This window comes from Streptomyces sp. NBC_00287 (assembly GCF_036173105.1).
Lineage (GTDB): Bacteria > Actinomycetota > Actinomycetes > Streptomycetales > Streptomycetaceae > Streptomyces.
The window spans coordinates 7,366,519-7,392,743 of record NZ_CP108053.1 but is presented as its reverse complement, the minus strand read 5'-3'; the positions used below and the strand labels follow the sequence as shown (position 1 = coordinate 7,392,743).

The 26,225-nt window shown below is 70.9% G+C and carries 20 protein-coding genes; 11 read left to right on the top strand and 9 right to left on the bottom strand.

From position 1 onward, the window contains the following. Positions 1-3: 3 nt before the first annotated feature. Positions 4-3,081: a tetratricopeptide repeat protein gene (locus OHT76_RS33590; RefSeq protein WP_328874608.1), complete on the bottom strand. Its 3,078-nt coding sequence runs from the start codon at positions 3,079-3,081 to the stop codon at positions 4-6. Positions 3,082-3,273: 192 nt separating this feature from the next. On the opposite strand from OHT76_RS33590, the gene OHT76_RS33585 reads away from it, so the two are divergent. The 3 genes from OHT76_RS33585 to OHT76_RS33575 are packed head-to-tail and all read left to right on the top strand — an operon-like array spanning position 3,274 to position 4,885. After that, the gene (locus OHT76_RS33585) at positions 3,274-3,444 is read left to right on the top strand and encodes a hypothetical protein (protein ID WP_328874607.1); all 171 of its coding nucleotides are present in this window, start codon (positions 3,274-3,276) and stop codon (positions 3,442-3,444) included. Positions 3,445-3,504: 60 nt separating this feature from the next. Next, positions 3,505-4,089 carry a TetR/AcrR family transcriptional regulator gene (locus OHT76_RS33580; RefSeq protein ID WP_328874606.1) on the top strand — a complete coding sequence of 195 codons (585 nt, stop codon included), beginning with the start codon at positions 3,505-3,507 and terminating at the stop codon, positions 4,087-4,089. Continuing rightward, positions 4,082-4,885, top strand: a complete 804-nt coding sequence (locus OHT76_RS33575) for an alpha/beta fold hydrolase (protein ID WP_328874605.1) — start codon at positions 4,082-4,084, stop codon at positions 4,883-4,885. Before OHT76_RS33580 ends, OHT76_RS33575 begins: the two co-directional genes overlap by 8 nt. Here the strand turns inward: OHT76_RS33575 and OHT76_RS33570 are convergent. Together OHT76_RS33570 and OHT76_RS33565 are read right to left on the bottom strand one after the other, a co-directional pair. Next, positions 4,868-5,635, bottom strand: a complete 768-nt coding sequence (locus OHT76_RS33570; protein WP_328874604.1) for an isocitrate lyase/PEP mutase family protein — start codon at positions 5,633-5,635, stop codon at positions 4,868-4,870. The genes OHT76_RS33575 and OHT76_RS33570 overlap by 18 nt on opposite strands. A 46-nt stretch (positions 5,636-5,681) precedes the next feature. Beyond that, complete coding sequence (locus OHT76_RS33565; protein ID WP_328874603.1) at positions 5,682-6,149, bottom strand: hypothetical protein; 468 nt, start codon at positions 6,147-6,149, stop codon at positions 5,682-5,684. 71 nt (positions 6,150-6,220) lie between these two features. Between OHT76_RS33565 and OHT76_RS33560 the strand changes: the two genes are divergently transcribed. Continuing rightward, on the top strand, positions 6,221-7,609 hold the full coding sequence (locus OHT76_RS33560) for a hypothetical protein (RefSeq protein ID WP_328874602.1): 1,389 nt from the start codon (positions 6,221-6,223) through the stop codon (positions 7,607-7,609). Here OHT76_RS33560 and OHT76_RS33555 read toward each other — a convergent pair. Both OHT76_RS33555 and OHT76_RS33550 read right to left on the bottom strand, forming a co-directional pair. Continuing rightward, positions 7,554-9,263, bottom strand: a complete 1,710-nt coding sequence (locus OHT76_RS33555) for a DUF2264 domain-containing protein (protein ID WP_328874601.1) — start codon at positions 9,261-9,263, stop codon at positions 7,554-7,556. The genes OHT76_RS33560 and OHT76_RS33555 overlap by 56 nt on opposite strands. 64 nt (positions 9,264-9,327) lie before the next feature. Continuing rightward, entirely contained in the window at positions 9,328-10,365 is a 1,038-nt protein-coding gene (locus OHT76_RS33550) for a rhamnogalacturonan acetylesterase (protein ID WP_328874600.1), read from the bottom strand. Positions 10,366-10,556: 191 nt separating this feature from the next. Between OHT76_RS33550 and OHT76_RS33545 the strand changes: the two genes are divergently transcribed. Further along, positions 10,557-12,218, top strand: coding sequence for a rhamnogalacturonan lyase B N-terminal domain-containing protein (locus tag OHT76_RS33545; protein WP_328874599.1), 1,662 nt, complete (start codon positions 10,557-10,559; stop codon positions 12,216-12,218). 6 nt (positions 12,219-12,224) lie between these two features. Here OHT76_RS33545 and OHT76_RS33540 read toward each other — a convergent pair whose 3' ends face one another. Both OHT76_RS33540 and OHT76_RS33535 read right to left on the bottom strand, forming a co-directional pair. Next, positions 12,225-13,637, bottom strand: coding sequence for an RICIN domain-containing protein (locus OHT76_RS33540; RefSeq protein WP_328874598.1), 1,413 nt, complete (start codon positions 13,635-13,637; stop codon positions 12,225-12,227). A 1-nt stretch (position 13,638) separates the two neighbouring features. Continuing rightward, positions 13,639-14,718 (bottom strand): glycoside hydrolase family 43 protein, encoded by a 1,080-nt coding sequence (locus OHT76_RS33535; RefSeq protein ID WP_328874597.1) that lies wholly within the window; start codon positions 14,716-14,718, stop codon positions 13,639-13,641. A 247-nt stretch (positions 14,719-14,965) separates the two neighbouring features. Between OHT76_RS33535 and OHT76_RS33530 the strand changes: the two genes are divergently transcribed. The 6 genes from OHT76_RS33530 to OHT76_RS33505 all read left to right on the top strand — a co-directional run bounded on the left by OHT76_RS33530 (position 14,966) and on the right by OHT76_RS33505 (position 23,417). Next, entirely contained in the window at positions 14,966-15,571 is a 606-nt protein-coding gene (locus OHT76_RS33530; RefSeq protein ID WP_328874596.1) for a hypothetical protein, read from the top strand. Positions 15,572-15,625: 54 nt separating this feature from the next. After that, positions 15,626-17,716: an autotransporter-associated beta strand repeat-containing protein gene (locus tag OHT76_RS33525; protein ID WP_328874595.1), complete on the top strand. Its 2,091-nt coding sequence runs from the start codon at positions 15,626-15,628 to the stop codon at positions 17,714-17,716. 51 nt (positions 17,717-17,767) lie between these two features. After that, positions 17,768-19,339 (top strand): FAD-dependent monooxygenase, encoded by a 1,572-nt coding sequence (locus tag OHT76_RS33520; protein WP_328874594.1) that lies wholly within the window; start codon positions 17,768-17,770, stop codon positions 19,337-19,339. A 75-nt stretch (positions 19,340-19,414) separates the two neighbouring features. After that, positions 19,415-20,326, top strand: coding sequence for a homocysteine S-methyltransferase (gene mmuM / locus OHT76_RS33515; protein ID WP_328874593.1), 912 nt, complete (start codon positions 19,415-19,417; stop codon positions 20,324-20,326). Positions 20,327-20,419: 93 nt separating this feature from the next. Continuing rightward, on the top strand, positions 20,420-21,472 hold the full coding sequence (locus tag OHT76_RS33510) for a LacI family DNA-binding transcriptional regulator (protein ID WP_328874592.1): 1,053 nt from the start codon (positions 20,420-20,422) through the stop codon (positions 21,470-21,472). 97 nt (positions 21,473-21,569) lie between these two features. Beyond that, a complete protein-coding gene (locus OHT76_RS33505; RefSeq protein WP_328874591.1) occupies positions 21,570-23,417 on the top strand; it encodes a glycoside hydrolase family 127 protein in 1,848 nt (615 codons plus the stop codon). Here the strand turns inward: OHT76_RS33505 and OHT76_RS33500 are convergent. After that, the gene (locus OHT76_RS33500; RefSeq protein ID WP_328874590.1) at positions 23,299-24,879 is read right to left on the bottom strand and encodes a carboxylesterase/lipase family protein; all 1,581 of its coding nucleotides are present in this window, start codon (positions 24,877-24,879) and stop codon (positions 23,299-23,301) included. The genes OHT76_RS33505 and OHT76_RS33500 overlap by 119 nt on opposite strands. 92 nt (positions 24,880-24,971) lie before the next feature. Further along, a complete protein-coding gene (locus OHT76_RS33495) occupies positions 24,972-26,201 on the bottom strand; it encodes an alginate lyase family protein (protein ID WP_328874589.1) in 1,230 nt (409 codons plus the stop codon). Positions 26,202-26,225: the final 24 nt, after the last annotated feature.

Sequence of the window (26,225 nt, the reverse complement as noted above, 5' to 3'; positions counted from 1 at the left end):
GCTTCAGTCGCCCAGTTCCGCGAGCCTGGCGCGAGCGGTTCCCGCGTTCGGCTCCCGGCCCTGCGCTGCCACCCAGGCCCACACCCGCCGCGCCTCCTCGATACGGCCGCTGCCCGCCAGTACGTCGCCGAGCAGCTCCCCGGCCTCGGGGGCAACCTCCTCGTGGCCTGTCTCCACGAGCTGCGCCAGCAGCAGTTCCGCCTCGTCGAGCTCGCCGTATCCCTGGTGGATCTGCGCGAGCAGCAGCCCCGCCTCGGGTGAGTGCTCGGCGTGCCCCGCGTCCAGGGCCGCCCGCAGGTGCCAGCGGGCCGCGTCGTCGCGATGGGTGCGCAGGCAGAGCTTCCCGAAGTACAGCTGGGCCTCCACGGAATGGTCCGGGTGCTTCAGCTCGATGGCCCGGCGGTACAGGGCCGCGGCACGGTCCACGTCGTCGTCCAGGTCATGGACCGCCCCCAGGAACATCGTCGCCCGCGCCTTCTCACCGGGGTCGCCCGCCCCGATCGCCATCTCCAACAGCCGCTTCGGTTCGGCCCTCAGGCCCCGGCCGATCAGACGGCCGCCCAGGGCGATGGCGGCCTGCGGCATGAACTCCGGGTCCTCGGTCTCGATGGCCGTGCGGTACCAGGCGTCCACCGTGTCCGCCTCGGCCCCGTACTCCTCGTGCAGCACCGCGAGGTTCAGCGCGGCCTTCGCCCGGATCCGCTGGTTCGGTGACCGCACCGCTCGGCGGAAGGCCGGCTCCGCCGCGTCGGCGCGCCCGCGCCCCACCTCCAGCACGCCGAGGTTGAGCGCGGCGATGTCCGCCTCCTCGGCCGCACCCGTCTCCACGGCCCTCGACCATGCCCGGTACGCCCCCGGCACGTCTCCCGCCTCGTCCAGCATCACCCCGAGTTCCAGCAGCGCCTTGGCCGCGTGGTCGGGCACACCGCACTCCGCGACGGCCTCGCAGGCCTCACACGCCTGACCGATGTGTCCCTGGCCCTGCAGGATCCGGGCCGTGCCGAGCAGCGCGCGGGCCCGTAGCTCCGGATCCTCGCAGTCCGCGGCGGCGCCGTACGCCGCCAGCGCCCCCGTCCAGTCCCCCAGCTCCCCGAGCCGGTCGGCCTGTTCCACCAGCTCCCCGGCGGTCCGGGGCGCGGGCCCGCCGTGGTGCACCTCCGCCAGCTCCAGGATGCGCTGGTGGAGATCGGGGACCATCGCCTCCATCACCTCCGTCGCCTCTGCGTGGTCCCACTCCGCGGCCCGCTCCCAGGCCTCCAGGGCGCCCAGCAGATCACCGCGGTCCTGATACAGCCCCGCGAGCAGGGTCCACGACCTCGGGGCGAGATCGGCGTGTCCGCTGGTGGCGACCTCGCGGAAGAGGGCCTCGAAGTCCTCCTCCCTGTGCGGGCGTTCGGTCGCCAGCATGGTGGCCAGCTGGTAGCGGGCCTGAGGTGCGACGCGCTTCACGTCCCCGTCCGCGGCCGCCAGGCGCCATGCCTCCTCGGCACCCTCGATGTCCCCTTCGTACTTCAGCAACGCGCCGAGTTCCAGGGCGGCTTGTGCCCGGTGCTCGGCGTCCCCGGTCTCGATAAGCTGCCGGAAGGCGTCCTTGGCGCCGATGTTCGCGCCGAGCAGCCACTTCGCCTTCGCGAGCCACAGCAGGGCGACCGGCCGGTTCTCCTCGTCCTCCATGGCCTTGGTGAAGGCGGCGGCCGCGTACACGGGTGCGTCTCGCCTCCCGGCCTGGTAGCCGATGTCCAGGGCCTCTTCGGGCGTGGCCAGGTCCAGCAGCTCCGGCCAGAGGAAGCCGGGCACCGGCCCGGAGTCGGCCTCGCGGACCAGCTCCGGCGCGGCCTGCCAGCCATCCTCGGCTGTGTCGGAAAGCAGTGCACGGCCACCCACGACCGGGTCCCGGGCCCAGGCCAGACCTTGCTCGAACGCGTCCCTTGTGGCCCTGCGAGCGCCGAGCGCGGTCAGATACGGCGGGAGCAGCCGGAGCAGTTCGTCGCGCGTCAGCCCCCGGTCCAGGCCCGCCCGCCGACAGTCCACGGCGGCACGGACGACGGCGACGCCGACCGGGTTGGCGGACCGGGCGGTGTTGAGCCGCAGCAGCATCTCGCGGGGCTGCGAGGCTTCGGCCACCTCGGCGAAGCTCCTGGGCACGGCACCGCCCGCGAAGTGCCAGGCGGCCTCGGCGCGTTCGGCCTCGTCGAGTTCGAGCGGCAGATGCACCAGGCACGCGGTGCTCAGCGCGGCCCGGGCGACCGCCCCATTGGGTCCGGTCGCCTCAAGGATCGCCCCGCACCGGCGCGCGGAGATCGTTCCGGCGGTCACCGCCCACCCGGAGAGCCACTCCAGCAGCTCCGGCGTCAGCCGCTCCAAGTCGGCCTCCGTCAGATCGTCCAGCCAGAGCACGACCGGTGTCGGAAGGCGGTCGAGCGTCTCCGCGTGTGAGCGCAACCGGGACACCGCGGCGACCGTGTGCGGGATCAACACAGGCGTGCCGGCCGCGAACTCCGCGCGCAGCGCCTCGACGGCCGACCGGGTCTTGCCCGCGCGGTCCTCCCCGTACGCAAGGGCGAACGGGTGGGGCGGGCCTTCGAGGGCGAGCATGCTGCGCATCTCCTCGTCGAAGTCGCCCCGGGCTATGTATCCGGCGTCCGCGCCGGGCAGCCGCGGGGCCACCCCCAGGTCGGTGTCGGTGAGTTCACCGAGAGTGGGTGGCTGTCCGGACGCCGTGAGGCGCAGCAGCTCGCCGAGTTCGCCGGGCGCCTGCCGGGGTGCCGCACCGTCGAGGGTCCGGACCAGTTCGTCGTGGCGCCGGCGCCAGACCGGCACGGAGCCGAGGTCCTCGGGGAGGTCGATGCCGACCGCTGTCGCGTGCTCCTGGCAGGCGGCGACGAGTTCGCGCACGAGTTCCCAGCGCGGGGCGCGCCGGATCTTCCCGGCCAGCAGGGGGCTGAGCGTGCTGGCGGCCGGGCGTGAGGGCATCCGCCGTTTCAGGTCGCCGAGTGAGGGCGCGCCCGAGACGAACTTCAGTTCCCGCAGACTGCCGCAGAAGCGGAGAAGCGGTTCTGGGGCGCCCTGTGGAGTGGCCATACGTCTCCTCTGACCCGCGGTTTCCGACGATCCGTCATCAGCGTAGCCAGGCAGGGATGTTCGGGGATCGCGTCGATCGTTCGTGGTCGTTCGGAGTCGTTCGCCGTCGCCGCGGGATGGGGCCATTCGGCCGGAGGCTGGCCGTACGCATCCTCGGGGCAACTGCCCCAGGACGTACGGGAAGGACACAGCATGCCGCTCTTCGACGTCCGCACTCTGGTCGTCCTCACCCTCGCCCTGCTCACCGCCGCTGTCGTCGGCGGTCTCACGCTCGCCGCCGGGGCGGGCTGGCCGACGGCACTGCTGACGGCCGGCGCGGCGGGCTGGGGTGTGTTGACCGGACTGCCGCCGCTGATGCGATGAAACCGAGCTTCCTAGAGTCCCTAGGTTGTAGGCTAGCACCCACAGGAACGGAGGTCCCCCATGCCCCGAGCGGGTCTCACCGCCGACCGCATCACCGCTGCCGCCGCCGACCTGGCCGACGAGGCCGGCTTCGAGAAGGTCAGTCTTTCGGCACTGGCCCGGCACTTCGGCGTGAAGGACGCGAGCCTGTACTCGCATGTGAAGAACCTCCAGGACCTGAGGACCCGGATCGCGCTGCTGGCGGGCGAGGAGATGATCGACCGGATCGCCTTGGCGGTCGCGGGCCGGGCCGGCAAGGACGCGCTGACGGCCTTCGCAAACGCCTACCGGGAGTACGCCCTGGACCACCCGGGCAGATACGCGGCGACCCAGATCCGCATGGACCAGGCCCTGGTGACGGACTCCCCCGCCCTGCGCCGCACCGCCGAGATCACCTACGGCATGCTCCGCGCCTACGGCCTGGAGGAACCCGACCTGACCGACGCGGTACGCCTGCTGCGCAGCACCTTCCACGGCTACTGCGCCCTGGAGTCCGCGGGCGCCTTCGGCGTACCCAGGGACGTACGCCGCTCGTGGGACCGGGCGATCGAAGCGCTGCATGTGGCGCTGGAGCACTGGCCGAAGCAGGAGAGGACCGATGACTGAACCGGACCACGACCACTACGACGTACGGGGCACCGGCCCCGTTCTGCTGATCATCCCCGGCGGTGCGGGCCACCCCATGGGCCTGGACCGTATGACGGACGCACTCGTGGACACCTTCACGGTCGTCACCTACGACCCCTTGGGCCTGGCCCACGGCCGCCTCGGACTGCCTGTGCCGCGGCAGCGGGTGAGCGACTGGAGCGACGGGGCGCGGCGGGTCCTCGACGCGGTGCTCCCCGAGGGCGAGTCGGCGTACGTCTTCGGCACCAGCGCCGGCGGCGTCGCCGCCCTGGACCTGCTCGCCCGGCACCCGGAGCGCCTGCGGCACGTGATCGCGCACGAGCCGCCGTGCGTAGGCCCGCTCCCCGACGCGGCCCGGCACCGGGCGATGTTCCAGGAGGTCCACGACGTCTTCCGCACCGCGGGCTTGGAAGCGGCGGCAGCCCTCCTGACCGCGGGCCTGGAGGAACGGGAGGCGGACACCACCCCCCTTGTTCCCCAACCCCTGACGCCCGAGGAGGAGTTGGAGAGCCCCATGGCCCTGTTCCTCACCCGGGTACTGCTCCCCTTCACGTCCTACACCCCCGACTTCACGGCTCTCACCACCCGCCTGACCCTCGCGGCGGGCACCGACACACACGGCCAACTCCTCCACCGCACCGCGGCGTTCATCGCCAAGAACGCGCAGGCCGATCTGCTCGAGTTCCCCGGCGGCCACCTGGGCGCCCTGGAACATCCAAAGGAGTTCGCCGACCAACTCGCCCGCACCCTGCGCGAGTCAGCTGCCGCCAACTAGCCCCTGGACGTGGTCGTACGTCGGCGGTGTCTCACCGCGAGGTGTCCGCCCCGCCCGGATATCGGCGACCGTCTCCAGGGCCGCGCCGAGCGCCCGCCGATAGAGCAGCGAACCGAGGCTGACACGGCGTACGCCGAGGTCGGTGAGGTGCGGAAGGGTGGGTCCGGAGGCGGAGTAGAGGATGTTGAGCGGGGTGTCGAGCCGCTCGACGAGGGCCGCGATCCGTACGGGGTCGGACAGCCCCGGGACGAACACGCAGTCGGCGCCGGCCTGTTGATAGGCGTCGAGTCGGCGCAGGGTGTCGCGCTCGTCGCCGTCTCCCAACCAGTACGTATCGGTGCGGGCGTTGACGAAGAGGTCCGGTGCGGCCTTCTTCACGGCGGCGATCTTCGCGGCGTGCAGCGCGGCGGATCCCACCCCGTCCTCCAGATTGATCCCGACGGCCCCGACGACGGCCAGCTGCCGTGCGAACTCCCCCACCGCGTCCGGATCCTGCCCGAACCCGCCCTCCGCGTCGACGGAGAGCAGAAACGGCCCCCTGCCCAGCGTGAGCGCGAGCCGAAGCGTCTCGTCCCGGGTCACCGCGGCACCGTCGGGCACGCCGAGAGCCGCGGCAACCCCGAGACTCGTGGTCCCGACGGCCGGGAAACCCTGCGCCGCGAGCGCCATGGCGGAGGCGTGGTCCCAGGCGTTGGGCAGCAGAAGGGGTTCGTCGCGGTGGTGGAGGCGGGCGAAGGGGGTGGGGGTCATTCCGCCACGCTAGGCGGGGGTCGTTTCGGTGCCGGCCGAACGATCCTCAGATGTGGGCCCTGACCTGCCGTACCGGATGTCCGAGTGCGGCCCCGAGCGCGCCCAGTTCCTCCTGGCTGAACCAGGAACGCTCCGGATTCCAGAGGGCGATCTCGAAGCGGGCGAAGCCACAGGGCCAGTCGTAGTCCAGTGCGTCGAGCGAGGTGGCCGCGCCGCAACAGGGCACCTCCACCGCGAGGCTCGCGAACCCGTCCTCCTCGTGCGCGTCGACGAGCTCGGTCCACCACTCGATGTCGATCGACCCACCGCAGTGCGGACAGCCGATCTTCTCCAGGTTCTCCCCGCACGGGACGGCGGTGATGGTGTCGTGCCAGGTGACATCGACCTCGACGTCCACGCCATCGGGAACCCCGGGAGCCAGCTCGAGCGCGATCGCCGCGGCGCGGTCACCCGCGGCCCGGTCGGGCTGCCAGGTCGGATCGGCCGGTATCACGGAGAGGATGTCGTCACTCATGGGCGCACTCGTTTCCAGGGGGCTGCAAGACTGCCCGGCAACCTCCCGCCCCACTGCGGCAACCACCAGGCATGACATCTGCACGACGCACGACGACCAGTCACCGCCGGATCCATGCCGCACGTAAGCCTGCCATAGGCGCGCTCGCGGCGGCCGGGCTGCTGGCCGGGGCGTGGTACGCCACCGCCGGGGCAGCGACGACATCCCCCACGCTTGCCGTCACCAGCACTTCCGTGACCCTTCCGGCCAAGTTCCCTTATCTCTCGGCCGGTTACAACAACACCCGCGAGTGGACGCGCACGGCGACGGCCGTGGCGCCGAACGGCACGCTGCGCGTCGCGTGGCCCGCCTCGGACGGTATCCACGTGACGCCGCTGACCTCGGCCGGGAAGCGGTCGGGTGCGGACACGGTCGTCAAGGGGGCCAAGGAGGTCGGCGGGCTGGTCGCGCACAACGACGGGTTCGCGCTGCTGACCCGGGTCGCCGACACCAATAAGTGGAAGGAGACGGCGGCGGCGATCGTCCGCTACACGGGCGGCAAGAAGATCTGGAGCACCAAGCTCACCGGCACCGCCACGCACGACACCGCCCCGCTGCTGGACGGCCGGCTCACCTGGAACGGCACCAAGTACGGCGCGTACTTCGTGGTGCACGGCGCGGGCGGCTTCGCCGACGGACACTTCGGCGACAAGCTGTCGTACATCAGCGCCAAGGGCAAGAAGCTCAGCGGCGGTTGGAGCTGGGGGTGCAGCCACAATGAGGGCATCGCCCTGCACCCCGAGAAGGCCGGCGCCTTCACCTCCCTCTGCTTCGACGACTGGCGTTCGGGGCTGTTCGTGTCGACGGGGATCGGCGCCCCCGACAACGCTCCGGTCGTCCAGCGCGAACAGTGCTGGGCGGGCTACTGCGGCGGTACGTATCCCGGCCGCACCGGCGACCTGGTGAAGTCCTCGACGGGCCGCTACGCCACCGCCTTCGCCTCCCGGGGCGCCGCCTCCGCCAAGAAGAACCCCGACGACGCCTCCGGCCGAGGCTGGACGGTCACACCGAAGACCAGCACCCACCAAGTGGCGGTCGCGTTCCTGAAGAACCGCAACTCGGCCCCCGGCAAGGCGCTCCGCCTCACCGAAGCCAAGGGCACCGAACACGTCAACGTCCGCCTGGCCCCGTACGGCAAGGACCGCCTCCTGCTGTCCTGGGAGTCCCTGAAGAACGCCAAGTGCAAGTCGGGCACCTGCACCGGCACCTTCACGGGCACCCACCTCCGCCTCATCGACTGGAACGGCAAGTTCCAGAGCCCCGACAAGGTGGTGAGCGCCCGCATCACAGGCGACATCGCGGTCCAGAAGGACGGGACGCTGACGTGGGCCTACGTCCCGGTGACCCCCTCGTACGCGAACCCGCTCACCGCTGCGTCACCGACCACGAAGGCGTTGCGGATCGCTCGTCTGACGCCGTGAAGCGGAACCGGCTGACGGATCCACTGGACCAGCGCACACTCAGCTCGTAGGCGCCTTCCACCGCCACCGAGACCAGTTCCGGAATCGGGACGGGGTCCGGCTCCGCGGTGAGGCGGGCGAGGGCCACGAAGAGGCCCGGGGTGTCGGTGAGGGTGCCGGTGAGGGAGTCGTCGAGGCCGTGGGCCGGCAGGAGTTCGGCGCTCAGGCCCTCCGTCACCGGCCACCCGGTCACCCGCACCGGTGTACCGGCCGCGGCCCCGGCCACCAGGTGGGCGCGCACCTCCACCGCACCCTCGGCGACGACGAGACTCGTCACCCGGATCCCGTCCCCGACGGTGTGGGCGGAGGCCGCCCAGCCCTCCCCCACGCCCAACGGCACGATCTCCGTCCGGCTCGGATCCTCCCCGACGAACACACTGTTGTCGTACGACGATGACGGCTCCGTCGCCGTCGAATACGCGAGCCGTGTGTAGTACGGGTCGTAGCGGACGTCCTCGCTGCCGTGGTTGTGGAGGCGGACCAGGCAGTCCGAACGCGTGGACTGGAGCAGCCAGTTGGGCGGCGACACCGGGTGCGCCGCGTCCGAGCGTTCCGCCGGGCCCGGTTCCTCCACCGCCGTCCACACCTCGTGGTCCGGTGGCAGGAGCAGGCTCACAAAGGCCTTGCTCGCCCAGTACGGAGAAGCCGGGCCCGAGTAATGCTGGAGTACGGCGGGGTCCGGGCCGTGCCAGCCCAGGGTCAACAGGCCGCGCGAGTCCACCGCACCCCGCTCCATGAAGTACCGCAGCGCCCCCGAGGCCAGCCGTCGCGTCTCCCCCGGCGGCAGCGGCGTATGCCCCGTCAGCGCGCCCAGCCACAGTGGGGCCGTGGTCGCGAAGCGGTACGTCAGGGAGCGGCCCTGGTGCATGGGGGCGCCGTCGGCGGCGAACAGGTGGGCGTAGTCCTCCAAGTGGCGGGAGAGCCTGCCTCCGTACAGGGACAGCAGCTCGGCGTCGTCGGCCAGCCAGGCGTGCAGCACCGGGTACAGGTGCATCGCCCAGCCGTTGTAGTAGTCGAATTTGCGGCCGTCGCCGTCCGTGTACCAGCCGTCCCCCAGGTACCACTGCTCGATGCGCGACAGGCCTCGGTCGATCGCCTTGCCGGACGCCTCCGGCTCGTAGTCGATCGACTGGAGGAACCCTCCTACCGTCACCGGGAACAACTCCCAGTTGCACGGCCAGGGTTCGGCGGTGAGGGCGTCGCCCAGCCAGGCCGCCGCCCGCTGTCGTACGGAGTCGTCCAGGCGGTCCCACAGCAGCGGGCGGGTCAGGCGCAGGGCGAGAGCGATGGACGCGGCCTCCACCAGGGGCTGGCTGCGGTGCTCGACACGGGGCCAGACCCCCGAGACGCCGGCCGCGAGGCCCTCGGCGTAGCGCTCCAGGGCCGTTTCGTCCCGGCGGAAGGCCGCGAGCAGGAGCGTACGGGCATAGCCCTCAAGGCCGTCGGAGAGACGGCCGGACCAGCTCTCCCGGTCGCCGGGCAGGTGGTAGAGGGCGCGGTCCTCGGTCGCGTACGGCTCCACCGCGGCCAGCAGGGCGTCGGCGGCCGCCTCCCAGTGGGCGCGGGTGTAGCCGGTGCGGGGGCTGAGGGTGCGGTCGTCCGGGGGCAGGTCCATCAGCGGCGGTTCCTTCCGACAGGGGCCTGGGGCGCCCCGGTTCCGGTCGGGACGCCCCAGGAGTTCATCCCACCCTCACCAGGCCCTCGGGCACCAGACCCTGGGCCCGTAGTTCGTCACGGACCAGTTCCGCGTACGCCGTGGCTCCGCGTACCGAGGTGTGGGTGTTGTCGCGCTTCTCGTTGTACAGGTAAAGGGACTTGGAGCCCTCCACGCCGAGCGACTCGACCAGCGCCTTGGACTCCGCGGTCAGGTCGATCAGCGGGACACCCTCGGCCGCGGCGACCGAACGGACGACCGCCGGATGGTCCACGCCCAGGCCGTTCACCAGCAGTGCGGTGCCGTTGTTGAGCGTGCCGTCGGAGTTGAACCAGCGGCGCACGATCGGGGTGACGAGCACGGGTTCGCCGCCCTGCTCCCGTACGCCCGCCACCAGTGTCTCCAGGTTGGCGCGGTACGTCGCCCCGTCCGTCGTCTTGTCGTTGTGCGCGAGCTGGATCAGCACGAGGTCGCCGCGGCGGATCTGCGGCTGAACGGTGGCCCACAGCTGCGGGTTCCCCAGATAGGTGACCGTACTCTCGCCGGAGTCCGCGTAGTTGGCGACCGAGACACCCTTGCGGAGGTACTGCGGGAGCTGTTGGCCCCAGCCGTAGTAGGGGTCACCGGGCTGGTCGCAGACCGTGGAGTCGCCGACGAGGAAGATCTGGCGGGCGTGCCGGGCGGGGGTCACGCGGATGTCGGCAAGGGCGGGGGCCGAGCCGCCGATCGTCAGGTCCAGGCCGGGAGTTCCGGTGGCGCCGGTCGGTTCGCCCTCGGGGGTGCGGACGTTCACGGTGAAGCTGCGGGCGACGCGTTCGCCGGCGGGTGCGGCCGTCTCGGGGAGCAGGGCGCGCCGGGTCTCGCCGGTGATGGCCGTGCTCGACTCGGCTGAGCCGCCCAGCAGCACCTTCACGTCGTAGGTGCCGGGCGGGAGGTCGAAGTGGCAGGCGGTGGCGGTGCAGTTCGCCATGCCCGGCGCCGACTCCCCCGCCTGCGCGGGCACGGCACTCAGCGCGGTACTCAGCGTCACCGCCGCCAGTACAGCGATGCTCGAACGTCTCACTCGCGGCTCCTCCGTCACGGTGAACAAGGCCTGGCGCTGGACCGTACCGCTAGCTGCAAGCGCTTTCTAGACCTTGGCTCGAATTCACAAGATTCCCAACACCCAGCCAGCGAAAGCCCTTTCGCAAAAACGATTCAACTGTCAACCTCGGTCACACCCGCAACCCCCACACCTCCCGAAGGAGGTCCCCCATGTCCGATTCCGGAACGGTCGGCCGCCGCACCTTCGTCCTCGGCACCGCAGCCGCCGTGAGCACGGCGGCTCTGAGCGGCACCGCCTCCGCCGCCGCCTTCGGCTGGAGCGACGACGGCACGAACTACGTCATCGACACCGGCGCCAACCTGGTCTTCAAGGTCAGCAAGTCCAACGGCGATCTCTCCTCGCTGGTCTACCGGGGCGTGGAGTACCAGGGCTACGGCGGCAAGAACTCGCACATCGAGTCCGGCCTCGGCAGCTCCACCGTGACGATCACGCAGTCCGGTTCGACGATCCTGGTGTCGGTCACCTACGGCACGCTCCGGCACTACTACGCGGCCCGCAGCGGCGAGAACAACATCTACGTGTGGACCAACAAGGCCGACACCTCCGTCTCCGCGACCCGCTTCATCCTGCGCGTGAAGGCGGGGCTCTTCCTCAACGACGAGCCCGACTCCTACACCTACGCCCCCACCACCATCGAGGCCTCCGACGTCTTCGCGAAGTCCGACGGCCAGACCCGCTCCAAGCACTACTCCAAGCTGCGGGTGATGGACTACAACTACGTCGGCTGGTCGGCCGGTGGCGTCGGTCTGTGGATCGTGCGCAGCAACCACGAGAAGGCCTCGGGCGGCCCCTTCTACCGCTCGCTCCTGCGCCACCAGAGCGCGGACGGCGGCGGCCTGTACGAGATCCTGTACTACGGCCAGAACCAGACCGAGTCGGAGCGCTTCGGCCTCCAGGGCCCGTACGTCATCGCGCTCACGGACGGCGGCGCGCCCTCCTCCGCCCTCTACCCGGGGACCCTCACCACCTCCTGGGCGGACTCCCTCGGGATGTCCGGCTACGTCGGCGCGAGCGGCCGGGGCCGGGTGGCCGGCGTCGGGATCACCGGGCGGAACACGGCGTACGCCTACACCGTGGGCCTCGCCAACTCGGCGGCGCAGTACTGGGGTTCGGCGCGCGCCTCGGACGGCTACTTCTCCATCGCCGGCGTCCTGCCGGGGACGTACACGCTCACCGTCTTCAAGGACGAACTCGCCGTGTACACCGGCTCGGTGACGGTCACGGCGGGCGCGACGACCACCCTCAACACGATCGCGATCCCCTCCTCGAACGACCCCGCCAACGCGACCGCGATCTGGCGTATCGGCGACTGGAACGGCACGCCCAGGGGCTTCAAGAACGCCGATCTGATGACGTACGCGCATCCGTCGGACGTCCGCGCCGCCGCCTGGACCGGGAACGTGGTGATCGGCAGCGGGACCGAGACCTCCGGCTTCCCCTGCTACCTCTGGAAGGACGTCAACAGCGGGATCGTCGTGTACTTCAGACTCACCGCCGCTCAGGCCGCCGCCGCGCACACCCTGCGCATCGGCGTGACGACGGCCTACGCCAACGGCCGCCCGCAGGTCGTCGTCAACGACACCTGGACGTCCGCCATCCCCTCCCCGCCCACACAGCCGAACACGCGGTCGCTGACCAACGGTTCGTACCGCGGCAACAACCACACGTTCACCTACAGCGTCCCGGCGTCCGCCTGGCTGACGGACACCAGCGCCTACAACACGCTGAGGATCAATGTGGTGAGCGGTTCGGGGACGACGTCCTATCTCAGCGCAGGCACGTCGATCGACGCGATCGACCTGCTGGCCTGAGGTCGGTCAACTCCCCCGCGTCCACTGCTGATTCGTACCTCCGTTGCAGGTGTACGTGATGATCGCGGCGGAGTTGGCGGTGGACGCGCCGTTCACATCGAGGCACTCGCCGGTGGCGCGGGAGACGACGTTGACGTAGGAGCCGGTGCTGGTCATCGACCACTGCTGGTTCGTCGCCGAGGCGTTGCAGTTCTCCTGTGTCACCGTGCTCGCGTTCTCCCGGACGCAGAGGGAGCTATGACGGGCCATCAGCTGGTAGTAGCCGCCGCCGACGGGCTTGAACCAGTACTTCTGGTGGGTGCCGCCGTTGCAGTCGTACTGCTTGAGCTGGGCGCCCTGCCACTGCGACTGACTGGTCACATCGGCGCACCGGCCGGAGTGGCGGGCGATCAGCGTGTTGTACGTGGCGCTCGTGCCGCTGACCGTCCCGGTGGCCGTGTCGACGGTGACCTCCGGAGTCCAGGACATGGACATCGTGGTGGAGCTCGGGAAGGTCAGCGGCAGCCACACGTAGCGGGAGTCATTGACGGTCCCGCCGAAGGAGTTGCCCCAGCGGTCGCCGAGGTAGAGATAGGAGGTGGCCGAAGTCCCCTGCACGGGAAGGACGTACGCGGTCTGCGAGCCGTACGCCGTGGAGTCGCCGATGTTCGTCATGGCGGTCCAGGGGCCGGACAGGGAGGTGGCGGTCGCGTACTGCTGCTGGTTGGGGCTCCAGCCCGTCGCGCCCGAAGTGAGCATGAAGTAGACGCCGTTACGTTTGAACAGCGCCGGTGCCTCGCGGTGGCCGCCGTGCCAGGGGTCGGCGACCAGGGCGGCGATACCGGTGTAGTCGCTGGTCAGGCGGTAGATGTGCAGGTCGTAGTTCTCCCGGGCGGCCGAGACCATGTAGCCGGTGCCGTCGGTGTCGACGAAGACCGTGATGTCCCGGGACATGTGCTGGCCGAGCGGGCGGAAGCTGCCCTGCCAGGTGTAGTCGCCGTCCACGGTGTCGGAGACGGCGACCGCGGCGCGCGCCTCGCTGTAGTCGACGCCGTTCTCCTTGTGCATCCACATCACGAACTTGCCGGTGGCCGCGTTGTACATGACCTTGGGCCGCTCGATGTTGGCGGTGGCCAGCTCGGGGTCGGTGGCCTCGGTCAGGACGTGGTTGCGGAACTCCCAGTTCTTCAGGTCCGTGGAACGGTAGGCGGAGACATACCGGAAGGTGTTGTCGGCGTTGCGGTTCTCGCCGAACCAGTAGTAGTACGCGCCGACCTTGATGACTCCGCCGCCGTGGGCGTGCACCGGATTCCCCGAAGTGTCGGTGAACTGGGTGCCGTTGGTGATCGTCTGGGGTGCGGCCTGGGCGGGCCCGGCGGTGACCAGGGCTCCCGCGAGCGCCAGACAGAGGGCGAGCAGGACCGCGTACGCACGTCTCATCTCACGCACTCTCCTTGGCTGTGTCGGCCACGGGTATACCGAAGTCCGGGGTGCCGTCGGGGTTCCAGCCGAGGGTCTGGACGCGGGTGTGCCGGTTGGGGTCGTTCAGCGGGTCGCCGACGATCTCCTTGTACTGGCGGGCGTGGTAGACGAGGACATCGGTACGGCCGTCCTCGGCGACGGTGAAGCTGTTGTGGCCGGGTCCGTACTGCTTGGTCGTGTCGTTGCTGGTGAACACCGGGGCCGGGGACTTGGCCCAGTTCGCGGGGTTCATCAGGTCGGCGTCCGCGTCGATGGTCAGCAGGCCCATGCAGTAGTTGGCGTCGGTGGCGCTGGCCGAGTACGTCATGAACAGCCGGCCGTTGCGGGCGATGACCGAGGGGCCCTCGTTGACTTTGTAGCCGATGCACTCCCAGTCGTACTCGGGGGTGGACAACCGGATTTGAGGGCCCGTCAGGGTCCAGGGGTTGGCCATCTTCGACAGCCACAGGGCGGTGTTGTTGGCCATGCCGGGCTCGTGCTGGGCCCAGGAGAGATAGCGGGTGCCGCGGTGGGTGAAGGTGGTGGCGTCCAGGGAGAAGGTCTCCCACTGCGTCTTCAGCTGACCACGCTCCACCCAAGTGCCCTTGAAGGGATCGGCGTTGGAGTTCTCCAGCACCCAGATGCGGATGGCCCACACATCCTCGGCGGGCGCCGCGGCGAAGTAGATGTACCACTTGCCGCCGATGCGGTGGATCTCCGGCGCCCAGATGTGGGCGCCCATGTTGCCGGTGGTGTGCTTGCGCCAGATGACGGACTCGGCGGCGGTGGTGAGGCCGCCCAGGGTGCGTGAGCGGCGCAGGATGATGCGGTCGTACTCCGGCGCGGTGGCGGTGAAGTAGTAGGTGCCGTCCGCGTGGCGGTGGATGTGCGGGTCGGCGCGGTGCGGGACAAGCGGATTCACGTACGGGACTGCCTTCTTCGGGCTCGGGGCGGCGCCGGCCACGGTGGGGGTCGCGGTGAGGGCGCCCGCGGCCAGGGCGCCCTTCAGCATCAGTCGGCGACTGGGGATCTGGGGCAGGTCGTCGTCTTCGCGGCTCATACGGACTGCCTCTCGGGGGTGGGGGTGACCTCGGGACACTCGGGCCGTTCGATATTGCGAACGGCATCTGTAATCACGAACGCCGAAAAGGTAAGGGTGTGTTACGGGGAGGTCAACGGGTCCGGCGAGACAAAGCGCCGCCGGATGGGGGACCGCCTCACTCGAACGGTCATCTACGAGCGCAGGGCAGGCGGATCACGTGGTCGGCTGGGACCACTGTCCGACTCCTGCACGGAAGGTGGGTCCCTTGAGACCAGCCCCGTTCCGCGCCGCCGTGGTGTCCGTCGTACTGGCGGCCACGCTGGCCGGTGCCACAGCGGCCCAGGCGGTTCCGCCGCCCGATCACAACTGCATCTTCGAGGGGGTGAACCTCAACGAAGCACATGGAGTCACCGAGCGGATCATCGGTCCGCCGCCCTGCCGGGAGGCGTTCGCGGGCGAACGGTGGGTGCGTCCCGGTCCGGGCTGGGAGACGGCCCCTGACGCCGAGAGCGCCGTGTACCCGGACGGTTACAACGCCCCCGAGGCGGATCCGATCGACGACTTCAACGCCAAATTCCGGGGTGCCCGCTATGTGATCGACCGCGGCACCGCCCAGGAACGCACCTTCACTTACGGCCCGGAAATCCTCCAGACCGGCTTCGTCGGCGAGAACGGGCGGCCGTTCTCCGTCCCGGTGTCGCCTCCGTTCCGCCCGCTCAGCGTGGGCGAGCACACCGTCGTCGTCTTCGTCAGGCTGAGCGGGGAACACTGCGACGGCCTCGGCACCGACCCCGAGCTGAACTGTCTGCCCGAGGGCGAGTTCCAGTGGACCGGTGACACACCGTTCCGGGTCTTCCCGCGCAGCGCCTGACAATCGCGGGCCGGTTTTCTGTTATCGGCCCCCGCCCCCATACGTCCCCAAGGCGTGCGCAGCCATACCCACAAGACAGCCGCGGCCGTCGGTGCCCTAGCCGCCCTCATCGTCGCCACGCCCCCGTCGTCCGCCGCGGACGGCCCGCGTGACGCCACCGCCGATGTGCTCGCCGACCGGGACGTGACCCTCGCCGGGGACACCGCCGTCACCGTGCCGCCGGGCACGACGACCTACGACGGAGTCTTCCGCGGCGAGGGCACCCTCACCGTGCGCGGCACCGGCACCCTGGTCCTCACCAAGGACAGCGACTTCACCCTGCCCGAGTCCCGGCAGCGGCAACGGGTGACCACCCAGGGCGGCAACCATCCGTATGTCACCACGACCGACCCCGACCCACCCGCGGTCACGGTCGAGCGCGGCGCCACGCTCCAGTACGGCAACGGCGGCACGACCGGCCTGATCGGCCATTTCCCCTACAACACACCGGCGTTCCGGCTCAACCAGGACAACATCCGGGTCGACGGCACCCTCAGGCTGTCCCTGAAGAGCGCCTACAACCTCGGCACGATCAGCGGCTCGGGCCTGATCACCCAGCCGCGCTTCCTGTGGGGCACCTGGGACCTGTCTGGCGCCCATGCCTTCTCCGGGGTGATCGACAACGGCACCCAGGTCAACGCCGGGCGCCCCGAGTTCGCGACCTCACTGCCAAGCGTCCGCAAGGTCCTCAACCAGGGCACCTGGACCGTGGACACCCCGCTAGGGCAGACCGTCACCATGGGCATGGACTTCTACCAGCGGGAGTACGGCAGCGACATCAACGTCCAGTCCCGGCCCGGCAGCAAGGTGATCCTCACCGGCCAGTACAGCTGGTCGAACCAGGGCGGCGACACCGACCCCTCGCTCAGCGACCCCGCCCTCAACTGGACACCCGCGCGCAAGAACATCAACAAGCGGGGCACCAACATCAAGGGCGCCAACGTCCAGTGGGGCGACGGAACGACGAACAAGATCTTCATGCCGGGCACGGCCGAGACGGTCTACATCAACCTCCTCGCGGCACGGTCCCGTTCGCTGCTGACGTTCAACTACAACGGGCCTGTGACGCTGGGCGCGCCCATCGGCGGCGGCCGGTTCCACGACACGCTGTCCACGCCCGGCGCCGGCGACATCGTGATCAAGGGCACGAAGGGCAACGACGTCACCTTCGCCGCGGTCCAGTACTACGACGGCTCGACGACGGTCGAGAAGGGCGCGGTGCTGCGCCTGGGCAGCGGCAAGACGGGCGGCGACGGCGGGCTGTACACGCGGGGCGCCCTCTACAAGGTCGTGAACAACGGCTCGCTGGTGCTGAACAACACCAGCAAGTCCCTCTCCCTGTCCCGGATCAGCGGCAGCGGGTCGCTCACCCAGTCCGGGTCCGCGACGACGACGCTGACGGGCACGGCGGTGACGTACACCGGCCGGACGACCGTCAAGAAGGGCACGCTGGCGCTGCGATCGGGGGCAACCCTTGCTCAGAGCAGGGCCGTCCGGCTCACCTCGTCGACGGCACGGCTCGACGCGGGGACGGCAGGGCTGCGGGTGACGAACACGCTGAGCGGCAAGGGCACGGTGAAGGGAGCGGTGACCAACGAGGGTGTGGTCGCCGGGGGTTTGACCGTCGCGGGTGACTACACACAGGGCGCTGGGGGCCAACTGGTTCTGGGCAAGCGGCCGTTGAAGGTGACCGGCGCGGTTCGGCTGGCCGGTGATCTCGACCTGGCGTCCGCCGCGACCGGACCGGCAGCGCGCGAGATCACCGTACTCTCGCACACGGGCCGGGCCAGGACGACGGGCGCGTTCAAGGGCCTCAAGGAGGGCGCCCGGGTGAAGCTCGCCGACACCACGTACCGGATCAGCTACCGCGGCGGCGACGGCAACGACGTCGTCCTGACCGCGTCCACCGCCACCAGCCCCTCCCCGAGCGTCGCCCCGCGCACGGCGGCCGGTGCCGCCCCCGCCGATACCCGCACCGCGAGCGCCGAGAGCGAGGCCTTCGGCTGGTGGCCGTACGCGCTGGGGCTCGGGCTGCTGGGCGGGCTGATGGTGCCGGCGACCCGGGGCGACGGGCGGCGGCGCCGGGGCGGCCGGCACGCGGCATAGTCCCGAACGGACCATTGCGGCAGCGCACGTTGGGTGCGGAAGATTGATCGCATGACGGATCAGAACGTCGTCGTGGACGACGAGGTCGAGGTGTTGATCGTAGGCGGTGGGCCCGTCGGGCTCACCGCCCGTGCGTTACTGGAGCGTTGGGGCATACGGGTCCTGGTGGTCGAGAGGCATCCCGAGCTGTCGCCCTTCCCCCGGTCCCGGCTGGTCAATGTGCGGTCGATGGAGATCTTCCGCGGACTCGCGCTGGACGAGAAGATCACCGGCGCCGGTTTCGCCCCGGAGTTCGGCACCATCCGCTTCCGGGAGACCCTGCTCAGCCCTGACTTCGCCCTGGCGAAATGGGTCGGGGTCAATTCGCCGGTGCCCGAGAGCCCGGCGCTCGGCGTGGTCACCTCGCAGGACCGGCTCGAACCCCACTTGCTGGCCGCGGCGAAGGCACCGGTGCGGTTCGGGACCGAACTCGTCGACCTGACCGAGGAGGCCGACGGCGTCGTGGCCCTGCTCGACGACCGCGAGCAGGACCGGCGTACGCGCGTGCGTGCCCGATATCTGCTCGCCGCCGACGGCGCGAACTCCACCGTCCGCGGCCTGCTGGGAATCGGCACCGCGGGACCCGGGAAGATCGCCGACATCACCACCGTGGTGTTCGACGCGGACCTCGACCACTGGTGCGCGCGGCAGCCGGCCGGGGTCTACTTCCTGTCGTACGGATCCTTCATCCCGCTCTACCCCGAAGGCGGCTGGGCCTGGCTCGGGCCCACCCCCGAGGGCGCTGAACACGCCGACTGGCCCGACTTCCTCTCCCGCACCCTCGGCACCGGACCCGACCTACCGCTGCATGTACTGCGGGTACAGCACTGGGAGATGAAGGCTCTCGTCGCCGAACGCTTCGGCCACGGCCGGATCCTGCTGACCGGCGACGCGGCACACGCGGTCCCCGTCACCGGCGGCCTCGGTATGAACGCCGGGATCGCCGATGTGCACAACCTCTGCTGGAAGCTCGCGGGCGTCCTCCAGGGGTGGGCCGCGCCGAGCCTGCTGGACAGCTACGAGAAGGAACGGCACCCCGTGGCCCACCGGACGCTCGGCCAGGCCGTGGCAAACGCCGAGCTGCTGTTCCAGGTACAGGCGCGGCGCCGTGAACAGCTCCAGTCCGGTGCGGCGGCCTCCGAGCAGATCGAACTGCCGTGGTCGGAACGGTACTTCGCGCAACTCGGGCTCGTGCTCGGCAACGCCTACGACTCCGACGCGGTGCTCACCGACGGCGCCGCACCGCACGAGCCGTCGGAGCCGGGCACGGACTACGTCCCCAGCACGCGGCCCGGCCACCGTATGCCGCATCTGTGGCTGGCCCCGGACCACTCCACGCTCGACATCCTCGGCGAGTGGTTCACCCTGCTCACCCCCGACCCCGCCGCCTGGGAACGGCACACCACCGGACCCTGGCCGCTGCACATCGAGACCCTGCCCGAGGAGCACACCGCGGTCTGCGAGCTCGGCCCGCACGGAGCGCTGCTCGTCCGCCCCGACGGCCATGTCGCCGCCCGCTGGCACGACGGCCCGCCCGGCGATTCCGTCCTGAGCGAAGCCCTCAAGGCGATCACCGGCACCTGATCCCACATGATGGGCACCTTGCCCACCTAATGGACACAACCGGCCGCTCGACCACTGTTCGACTAGCGTCATGACATGACCAGCGACACCACCCTCGCCCAAGCCCTCGCAGCCGGTCCCGTCGTCCTCGACGGCGGGATGTCCAACCAGCTGGAGTCCGCCGGGCACGATCTCAGCGACGAGCTGTGGTCGGCCCGGCTGCTCGCCGAGCGGCCCGAGGCGATCACCGAGGCGCACCTCGCCTACTTCGAGGCCGGCGCGGACGTGGCGATCACCTCCAGCTACCAGGCCACCTTCGAGGGCTTCGCGGGACGCGGGATCGGACGGGAGCGGGCGGCCGAGCTGCTCGCGCTGAGCGTGGAACTGGCCCGGGAAGCCGCGCGGCGCGCGAAGACGGATCGGCCGCTGTGGGTGGCGGCGTCCGTCGGCCCGTACGGCGCGATGCTCGCCGACGGCTCCGAGTACCGCGGCCGCTACGGGCTGAGCGTCGACGAACTCGAGCGCTTCCACCGGCCCCGGCTCGAGGTGCTGGCCGCCGCGGGCCCCGATGTCCTGGCCCTGGAGACCGTCCCGGACGCCGACGAGGCGCGGGCGCTGCTGCGGGCGGTGCGCGGACTGGGCGTCCCGGCCTGGCTGTCGTACTCCGTGGCCGGCGACCGGACCCGCGCGGGCCAGCCGCTTCAGGAGGCGTTCGCGCTCGCCGCCGACGCGGACGAGGTGATCGCGGTCGGCGTGAACTGCTGCGCGCCCGAGGATGTGGACGCGGCGATCGAGACGGCGGCGCGGGTCACCGGCAAGCCGGTGGTGGTGTACCCGAACAGCGGGGAGGCCTGGGACGCGCAGGCGCGTGCCTGGCACGGGCAGTCCAGCTTCGCGCCGGCCCAGGTGCGTACCTGGCGGGACGCCGGGGCGCGGCTGATCGGGGGGTGCTGCCGGGTGGGGCCGGAGGCGATCTCGGGGATCTCGGGTGCCTTGCGGACTTCCTAGACCACCCGCCCGGCCGCACTGCTAGCCTCCGCCCACCGGGAACCGGTTGCCATCGGTGTTGCCGCAGTTCCCCTGGGGTGAGTGGGGGCAGGGATGACAAGGAAGAGCGAGGACGCGGGCCGCAGCACCATCCGGGACGTCGCTTCCCGGGCGGGGGTGTCCGCGTCGACGGTGTCCCGGGTGCTCGGCGGGGTGTACCCGGTGAGTTCGGCGACCCGTACGCGCGTGATGCGGGTGGTGCGCGAGCTGGACTACGTCGCCGACGCGCGCGCCAAGGCGATCGCCGGGGTGGGCACGCCCACGCTGGCGTTCGTACTGGAGGACATCACCGGACCGTCGTTCGCGCACATGGCGCACGGCGTGGAGCGGGAGGCGACCCGGTTCGGCCATCTGTGCCTGGTGTGCAGCACCGAGGGCGACGTCCGGCACGAGCTGGAGTTCGTGGAGATGATGCGCGCCCAGCGGGCCGCCGCCGTGATCCTGGTCGGCGGTTCCGCGGACACCCCCGAGTACCGCGAACGCACCCGCAGGATGGCCGACTCGCTGGCCTCGGCGGGGTCCCGGCTGGTGCTGTGCGGCCGCCCGCCGCTCGGCCCGGGCGCGCCGGTGACGGTCATCGAGTACGACAACGAGGGCGGCGCCTATGCCCTGGTCGCCCATGTCCTCACCCAGGGCCACCGCCGGGTGCTGTTCCTCGGCGGCAAGCCGGACCACTCCACGGCACAGGGCCGCGAGCGGGGTTATCTCGCCGCCCATCGCGCCCGCGGTCTGGAACCCGACCCGGCGCTACTGCTGCACGGCAACTTCACCCGGGACTCGGGCCACCGGCTGATGCGCCAAGCCCTCAAGGAGGGACTGGAGTTCACCGCGGTGGTCGCCGCCACCGACATGGTCGCCGCGGGCGCGCTCACCGCGCTGCACGAGGCGGGCCTGGCCGTGCCCGGCGACATCTCACTCGCCGGCTACGACGACATTCCCTTCGCCCGCGATCTGCACCCCGCGCTGACCACGGTCCACGTCCCCTACGAGGAGCTGGGCCGCCTCGCCGTGCGCACCGTGCTGGGCCGGACGCCGGAGAGCCCGGACGAGCATCTGCTGCTGGGCACGCATGTGGTGGTCCGGAACTCGGTGGCACCGGTGTCCTGAGCGGATCTTGTCCCGGCGGCGTCCCTTTCCTATGCTCACGGGGTCAGTAAGCGGTTTCTCAACCAAGGCTTCCCCGCCAAGGCTTGGAGCGTCCAGCATGCGCAGCGGCCCGATCCGACTCACCGACCGCGCGCACACCGCCCTGCGCCCGGCCACGGCGGCCCGTATCACCGACGGCTTCTGGGCCACCCGCCGCCGGACCAACTCGGAGGTGAGCATCCCGCGGGGGCCGGCACAGCTGGAGAGGGCCGGGAACCTCGCCAACCTCCGGGCGGCCGCGGCCGGTTCGGGAGAGTTCGCCGGGGACTTCCCCTTCCAGGACTCGGATGTGCACAAGTGGCTGGAGGCGGCGTCCTGGCAGCTCGCGGAAGAGCCGGGCGATGGCCAACTTATGGCGCACATCGAGGAGTTGACCGCGCTGCTCGCGTCCGCCCAGGACCCGGACGGCTACCTTCAGACCTACTACCAGGTCGTCCGCCCGGACCGGCGCTGGCAGGAGCTCGGTTGGGGCCACGAGCTGTACTGCGCGGGCCATCTGATCCAGGCGGCCATCGCCCTCCACCGCACCACCGGGAACCGTCAACTCCTCGATGTGGCCGAGCGGTTCGCCGTACACATCCACGAGGTCTTCGCGCAGCGGGCCGACGGCGTCTGTGGCCACCCCGAGATCGAGACCGCGCTGGTGGAGCTGTACCGGGAGACCGGCGAGCGCCGCTGGCTGGAGCTGGCCGCCGCCTTCGTGGACCGGCGCGGCCACGGCGCGCTGAACGTCGACCTCAACCCCCATCTGGGCCGGGCCTATTGGCAGGACCACACGCCGGTGCGCGAGGCGACCTCGGTCGCCGGGCACGCCGTACGGCAGCTGTATCTGCTGGCGGGCGTCGCGGATCTGGCCGCCGAGACCGGTGCCCCGGAGCTGCGCGCGACGGCCGAACGGCTGTGGGACCACATGGTGGCCACCAAGACGTATCTCACGGGCGGAGTCGGCGCCCGCCACGAGGGCGAGGCCTTCGGGGAGCCCTACGAGCTGCCGCCGGACCGGGCGTACGCCGAGACCTGCGCGGCCATCGCCTCGATCCAGTGGTCCTGGCGGATGGCCCTCCTGACCGGCGAGGCGAAGTACTCCGACCTGATCGAACGCACCCTCTACAACGGCTTCCTGTCCGGCGTGGGCCTGGACGGGGACAGCTGGCTGTACGTCAATCCGCTCCAGGTCCGCGAGGAGTACGAAGGGGCGAACGAGGCCGACAAGGCGGCCCGCCGCACCCCGTGGTTCCGTTGCGCCTGCTGCCCGCCGAACGTGATGCGCCTGCTGGCCTCGCTCCCCCACTACCTGGTGAGCGGCGACGGACAGGGGCTGCAACTGCACCAGTACGCGACCGGCGTCTACGAGGCGGGCGGCGGCCGGGTCCGGGTGGCGACCCAGTACCCCTGGGACGGGCGGATCGAGATCACGGTGGAGGAGGCGCCGGAACGGGACTGGACGCTGTCCGTGCGGATCCCGTCCTGGTGCACCGGCTTCACGGCCACGGCGCCGAACAGCGACGCGCCCACCGGGGACGACCCGGGCTGGCTACGGCTGCGCCGCCGCTGGACGCCCGGGGACACGCTCACCGTCAACCTGGACCTGAGCCCCCGCCTGACCGGCCCCGACCCACGCGTGGACGCCGTCCGGGGCTGCCTGGCAATCGAGCGCGGCCCGCTGGTCCACTGTCTCGAGGGCGTGGACCAGGAGCCGGGCGTGCCCTTCGACGAGCTCACCCTGCCCGACGGCGCCGAACTGTCGGTCCGGCACGAACCCGGGCTGCTGGGCGGGGTGAGCGTGGTCACTGCCGCCGGACGGCGCCGGGGAGCCGAAGCCGTCGTACGACTGACCGCAGTTCCGTACCACGCATGGGCGAACCGTCGGCCGGGGGCGATGCGGGTGTGGGTACCTCGGGAGTGACATCGGCGGCCCACAGGGCCAGCTCGCGGTCCCGGGGGCCGTACGCGGTGTGCGGCTCGCCGTCGCCGAAGATGCGCACCGGGTGGGTGTCGTCCCAGTGCTGCCAGCCGGGGTTCCCGTCCTCGGCGAACCGCACCCAGGCGCGGTGCATCGCCTCGGAGAGCTCGGCCGGGGCGCCCTCACCGGCGAGTTTCGCGGACTCGGGGGCAGCGCCGGTGTCGAAGACGAAGCCGAGCTCCAGGGCGTGGCAGGCGCCGAGGCCGGGCCGGCCCGACGGCCAGGCGAACTCGTACACGTACGAGGTGTCAGGGCGGGCGTCGGCGAGGCAGTGCAGCGGGATCCGCAGCAGGTGGTCGGTGACCATCTGGCCGACGATCTCGGCGGTGCCGGACTCGGGGTGCAGGGTGCGATAGCCGCGGGGCACCTCGTGACCGCAGCGGCAGCGGGCCATGGCTCCGGCCAGCGCGACCGGGCCGAGCCGGTCGACGCGCTCCACCAGTCCGCCGGGCACCAGCCACAGCCGGTACTCGTCACTGGTCCAGCCCGTCATCAGCTCGACGCCCTGCGCCGCGCCGCCCTCGACCAGCGCCTCCAACGGATCGCCCGGCACGAGATCGCCGTCGACGACGATCCCGAAGGCGGGCCCGCCGAGCACCGGGCTGCTGAGCCTGCCGACCTCGGCCTGGGTGCGCAGCAGCAGCTCCCGGTCGACCTCGGCGAAGGCGGCGGCGGTGGCGGGGATCTTCAGCCGGGTGGCCATCCGGCGCACCATCTTGCGTACCTTGTCCCGCTCGGACGCCTCGGGCGGCCCGCTCTGCAGGATCGCCCGCCGCACCAGACCCTGGGCCTGCGGGGCGGCGAGCAGGGCCCCTGCGCTGATGGCTCCGGCGGACTGCCCGAACAGGGTGATCCGGTCGGGGTCGCCGCCGAAGGCCCCGATCGAGGCACGCACCCACTCCAGGGCGGCGAGCTGGTCCCGCAGCCCGGGGTTGGCGGGCGCGTCCGGGAACAGCCCGTACCCCTCGACCCCCAGCCGGTAATTGACCGACACCAGCACGACCCCGTCACGGGCGAAGTGCCGCCCGTCGTACACGGGCACGGCGGACGACCCGCGAGTCAGAGCGCCCCCGTGCAGCCACACCATGACCGGCAGCCGCGCACCGGGGCCGGGCTCGGGCGTCCACACATTCAGGTTGAGACAGTCGTCCCCCGCCACCACCGGGTCGGACAAATACTGCGCGAAGGCTTCGGAGTACGGCGGTTTCGGCGCCGTGGGCCCGAAGGCGCCGGCGTCGCGCACACCGTCCCAGCGCTCCGGCGGCAGCGGCGGCCGGAACCGGCGGGGCCCGAAGGGGGGCGCCGCGTACGGGATGCCGCGGAACACGGCGACTCCCTGCTCATATCTGCCACGTACAGCCCCGTAAGGGGTGCTGACCACAGGGTTCGTCGAGTCCGTCGGCATCCGGCCACCAGCCCTTCGCCACGCTCCTGCACCGTTCACATCAGAGCATCACATCACCCGGATGTATTCCGGTGCAGGGCGTGAAGACTCGGCTACTTGGCGTACATCAGGGTGCCGAGGCCCAGCTGGTCGTAGCCGCCGCTGGTGGAGCCGTAGTCCCCGCCGCCGCCCTCGGGGGCGACGGAGAAGCACATCTGGGCGATGTACTTGTCGTCGAGGTACAGGCGCCGGTTGTAGTGGTAGTGGAGCATCGCCCACACCGGCCGGACCTGCCCGCGGCTCCCGGCGGAGATCACGGTGTGGGACTGCTGGGCGCAGTTCTGCCCGGTGCCCCAGGTGTAGGTGCTGAAGGGCACGTCGCTGCCGAGGTTGTACTTGGCCACGTACTGGGCGGCCTTCATGAAGCGACGGCCGTCGTAGGAGTACAGGTCGTCGCCCTGGTTCCAGGCCATCTCGCAGATCGCGCCCATCTGGCCCATGCCCATGACGGTGTGGCCCTGGTCGCGGCCCGACTCCTGCCACTGTCCGAGGGCGTAGCCGTCCGTGTCCGTGTGGAGGAACGGCACCGCGTGCTGGATGGAGCCGTTGCCCGCGCCGGACTTGAAGTACGTGACCGCCTGGTCGTACTTGGCGCCATCGTCGGTGAGGATCCCGATGGCCAGGATCGAGGCCATGTTGCACAGGTCCCAGTTGGCCCAATAGTTGGTGATGCAGGCGTCGTTGTGGCCGGTGAGGAACTGGTTGTTGAGCGGGTAGAAGACGTTCACCATCATCTGCTGGAAGCGGGCGAGGTCGAAGCCGTCGTAGTCCCGCATGAGTTCGGCGGCGTTCGCGAACTCCCAGCCGTAGATGCCGGCCGCGAGGAACCGGTCGGCGTTGCCGGTGACCGTGGTGAGCGTCGAGGACCAGGCGTTCAGGATCCTTGCCGCGCAGGCGGCGTTGGCCTCGGTGCCGCCGATGTGCCAGCGCAGGGCGTTCTGGTAGGCGGCGGCGATGTCGTTGTAGAGGATGCCGTAGTTCTGGCCGGTGCCGCCGCGGATGACGGTCGCCTGCGGATTGGGCGTCCAGGTGGACTGGGAGTGGGAGTTTGCGGTCAGCCGGTTCCAGCCGGACAGCCAGGGGTCGTTGCCAGCGGCGACCCTGACCCGGGCCCGGTTGATGTCACCCCAGTTGTGCAGCATGCCGGGGTGGGTGAAGGTCGCGGGGGCGGCGCCCGCCGTAGAGGCGGACGCGGTGCCCAGCGCGAGGGCGGCGGTGAGGCCACCGGCGGTCTTCAGCAGACCGCGGCGGCTCACCTCGAAGTGGGGGGATGTGCGGCTCATAGCTGGTGCATCTCCAATCCCTGT

What these genes read in the sequence shown, in the direction of transcription:
- OHT76_RS33570 (WP_328874604.1), bottom strand. Translation starts at nt 5,635, where the DNA reads ATGACCCCCACCCCCTTCGCCCGCCTCCACCACCGCGACGAACCCCTT.
- OHT76_RS33555 (WP_328874601.1), bottom strand. Translation starts at nt 9,263, where the DNA reads ATGGACCTGCCCCCGGACGACCGCACCCTCAGCCCCCGCACCGGCTAC.
- OHT76_RS33505 (WP_328874591.1), top strand. Translation starts at nt 21,570, where the DNA reads ATGCGCAGCGGCCCGATCCGACTCACCGACCGCGCGCACACCGCCCTG.
- OHT76_RS33545 (WP_328874599.1), top strand. Translation starts at nt 10,557, where the DNA reads ATGTCCGATTCCGGAACGGTCGGCCGCCGCACCTTCGTCCTCGGCACC.
- OHT76_RS33575 (WP_328874605.1), top strand. Translation starts at nt 4,082, where the DNA reads ATGACTGAACCGGACCACGACCACTACGACGTACGGGGCACCGGCCCC.
- OHT76_RS33520 (WP_328874594.1), top strand. Translation starts at nt 17,768, where the DNA reads ATGACGGATCAGAACGTCGTCGTGGACGACGAGGTCGAGGTGTTGATC.
- OHT76_RS33580 (WP_328874606.1), top strand. Translation starts at nt 3,505, where the DNA reads ATGCCCCGAGCGGGTCTCACCGCCGACCGCATCACCGCTGCCGCCGCC.
- OHT76_RS33590 (WP_328874608.1), bottom strand. Translation starts at nt 3,081, where the DNA reads ATGGCCACTCCACAGGGCGCCCCAGAACCGCTTCTCCGCTTCTGCGGC.
- OHT76_RS33540 (WP_328874598.1), bottom strand. Translation starts at nt 13,637, where the DNA reads ATGAGACGTGCGTACGCGGTCCTGCTCGCCCTCTGTCTGGCGCTCGCG.
- OHT76_RS33560 (WP_328874602.1), top strand. Translation starts at nt 6,221, where the DNA reads ATGACATCTGCACGACGCACGACGACCAGTCACCGCCGGATCCATGCC.
- OHT76_RS33500 (WP_328874590.1), bottom strand. Translation starts at nt 24,879, where the DNA reads ATGCCGACGGACTCGACGAACCCTGTGGTCAGCACCCCTTACGGGGCT.
- OHT76_RS33495 (WP_328874589.1), bottom strand. Translation starts at nt 26,201, where the DNA reads ATGAGCCGCACATCCCCCCACTTCGAGGTGAGCCGCCGCGGTCTGCTG.
- OHT76_RS33565 (WP_328874603.1), bottom strand. Translation starts at nt 6,149, where the DNA reads ATGAGTGACGACATCCTCTCCGTGATACCGGCCGATCCGACCTGGCAG.
- OHT76_RS33535 (WP_328874597.1), bottom strand. Translation starts at nt 14,718, where the DNA reads ATGAGCCGCGAAGACGACGACCTGCCCCAGATCCCCAGTCGCCGACTG.
- OHT76_RS33510 (WP_328874592.1), top strand. Translation starts at nt 20,420, where the DNA reads ATGACAAGGAAGAGCGAGGACGCGGGCCGCAGCACCATCCGGGACGTC.
- mmuM (WP_328874593.1), top strand. Translation starts at nt 19,415, where the DNA reads ATGACCAGCGACACCACCCTCGCCCAAGCCCTCGCAGCCGGTCCCGTC.
- OHT76_RS33585 (WP_328874607.1), top strand. Translation starts at nt 3,274, where the DNA reads ATGCCGCTCTTCGACGTCCGCACTCTGGTCGTCCTCACCCTCGCCCTG.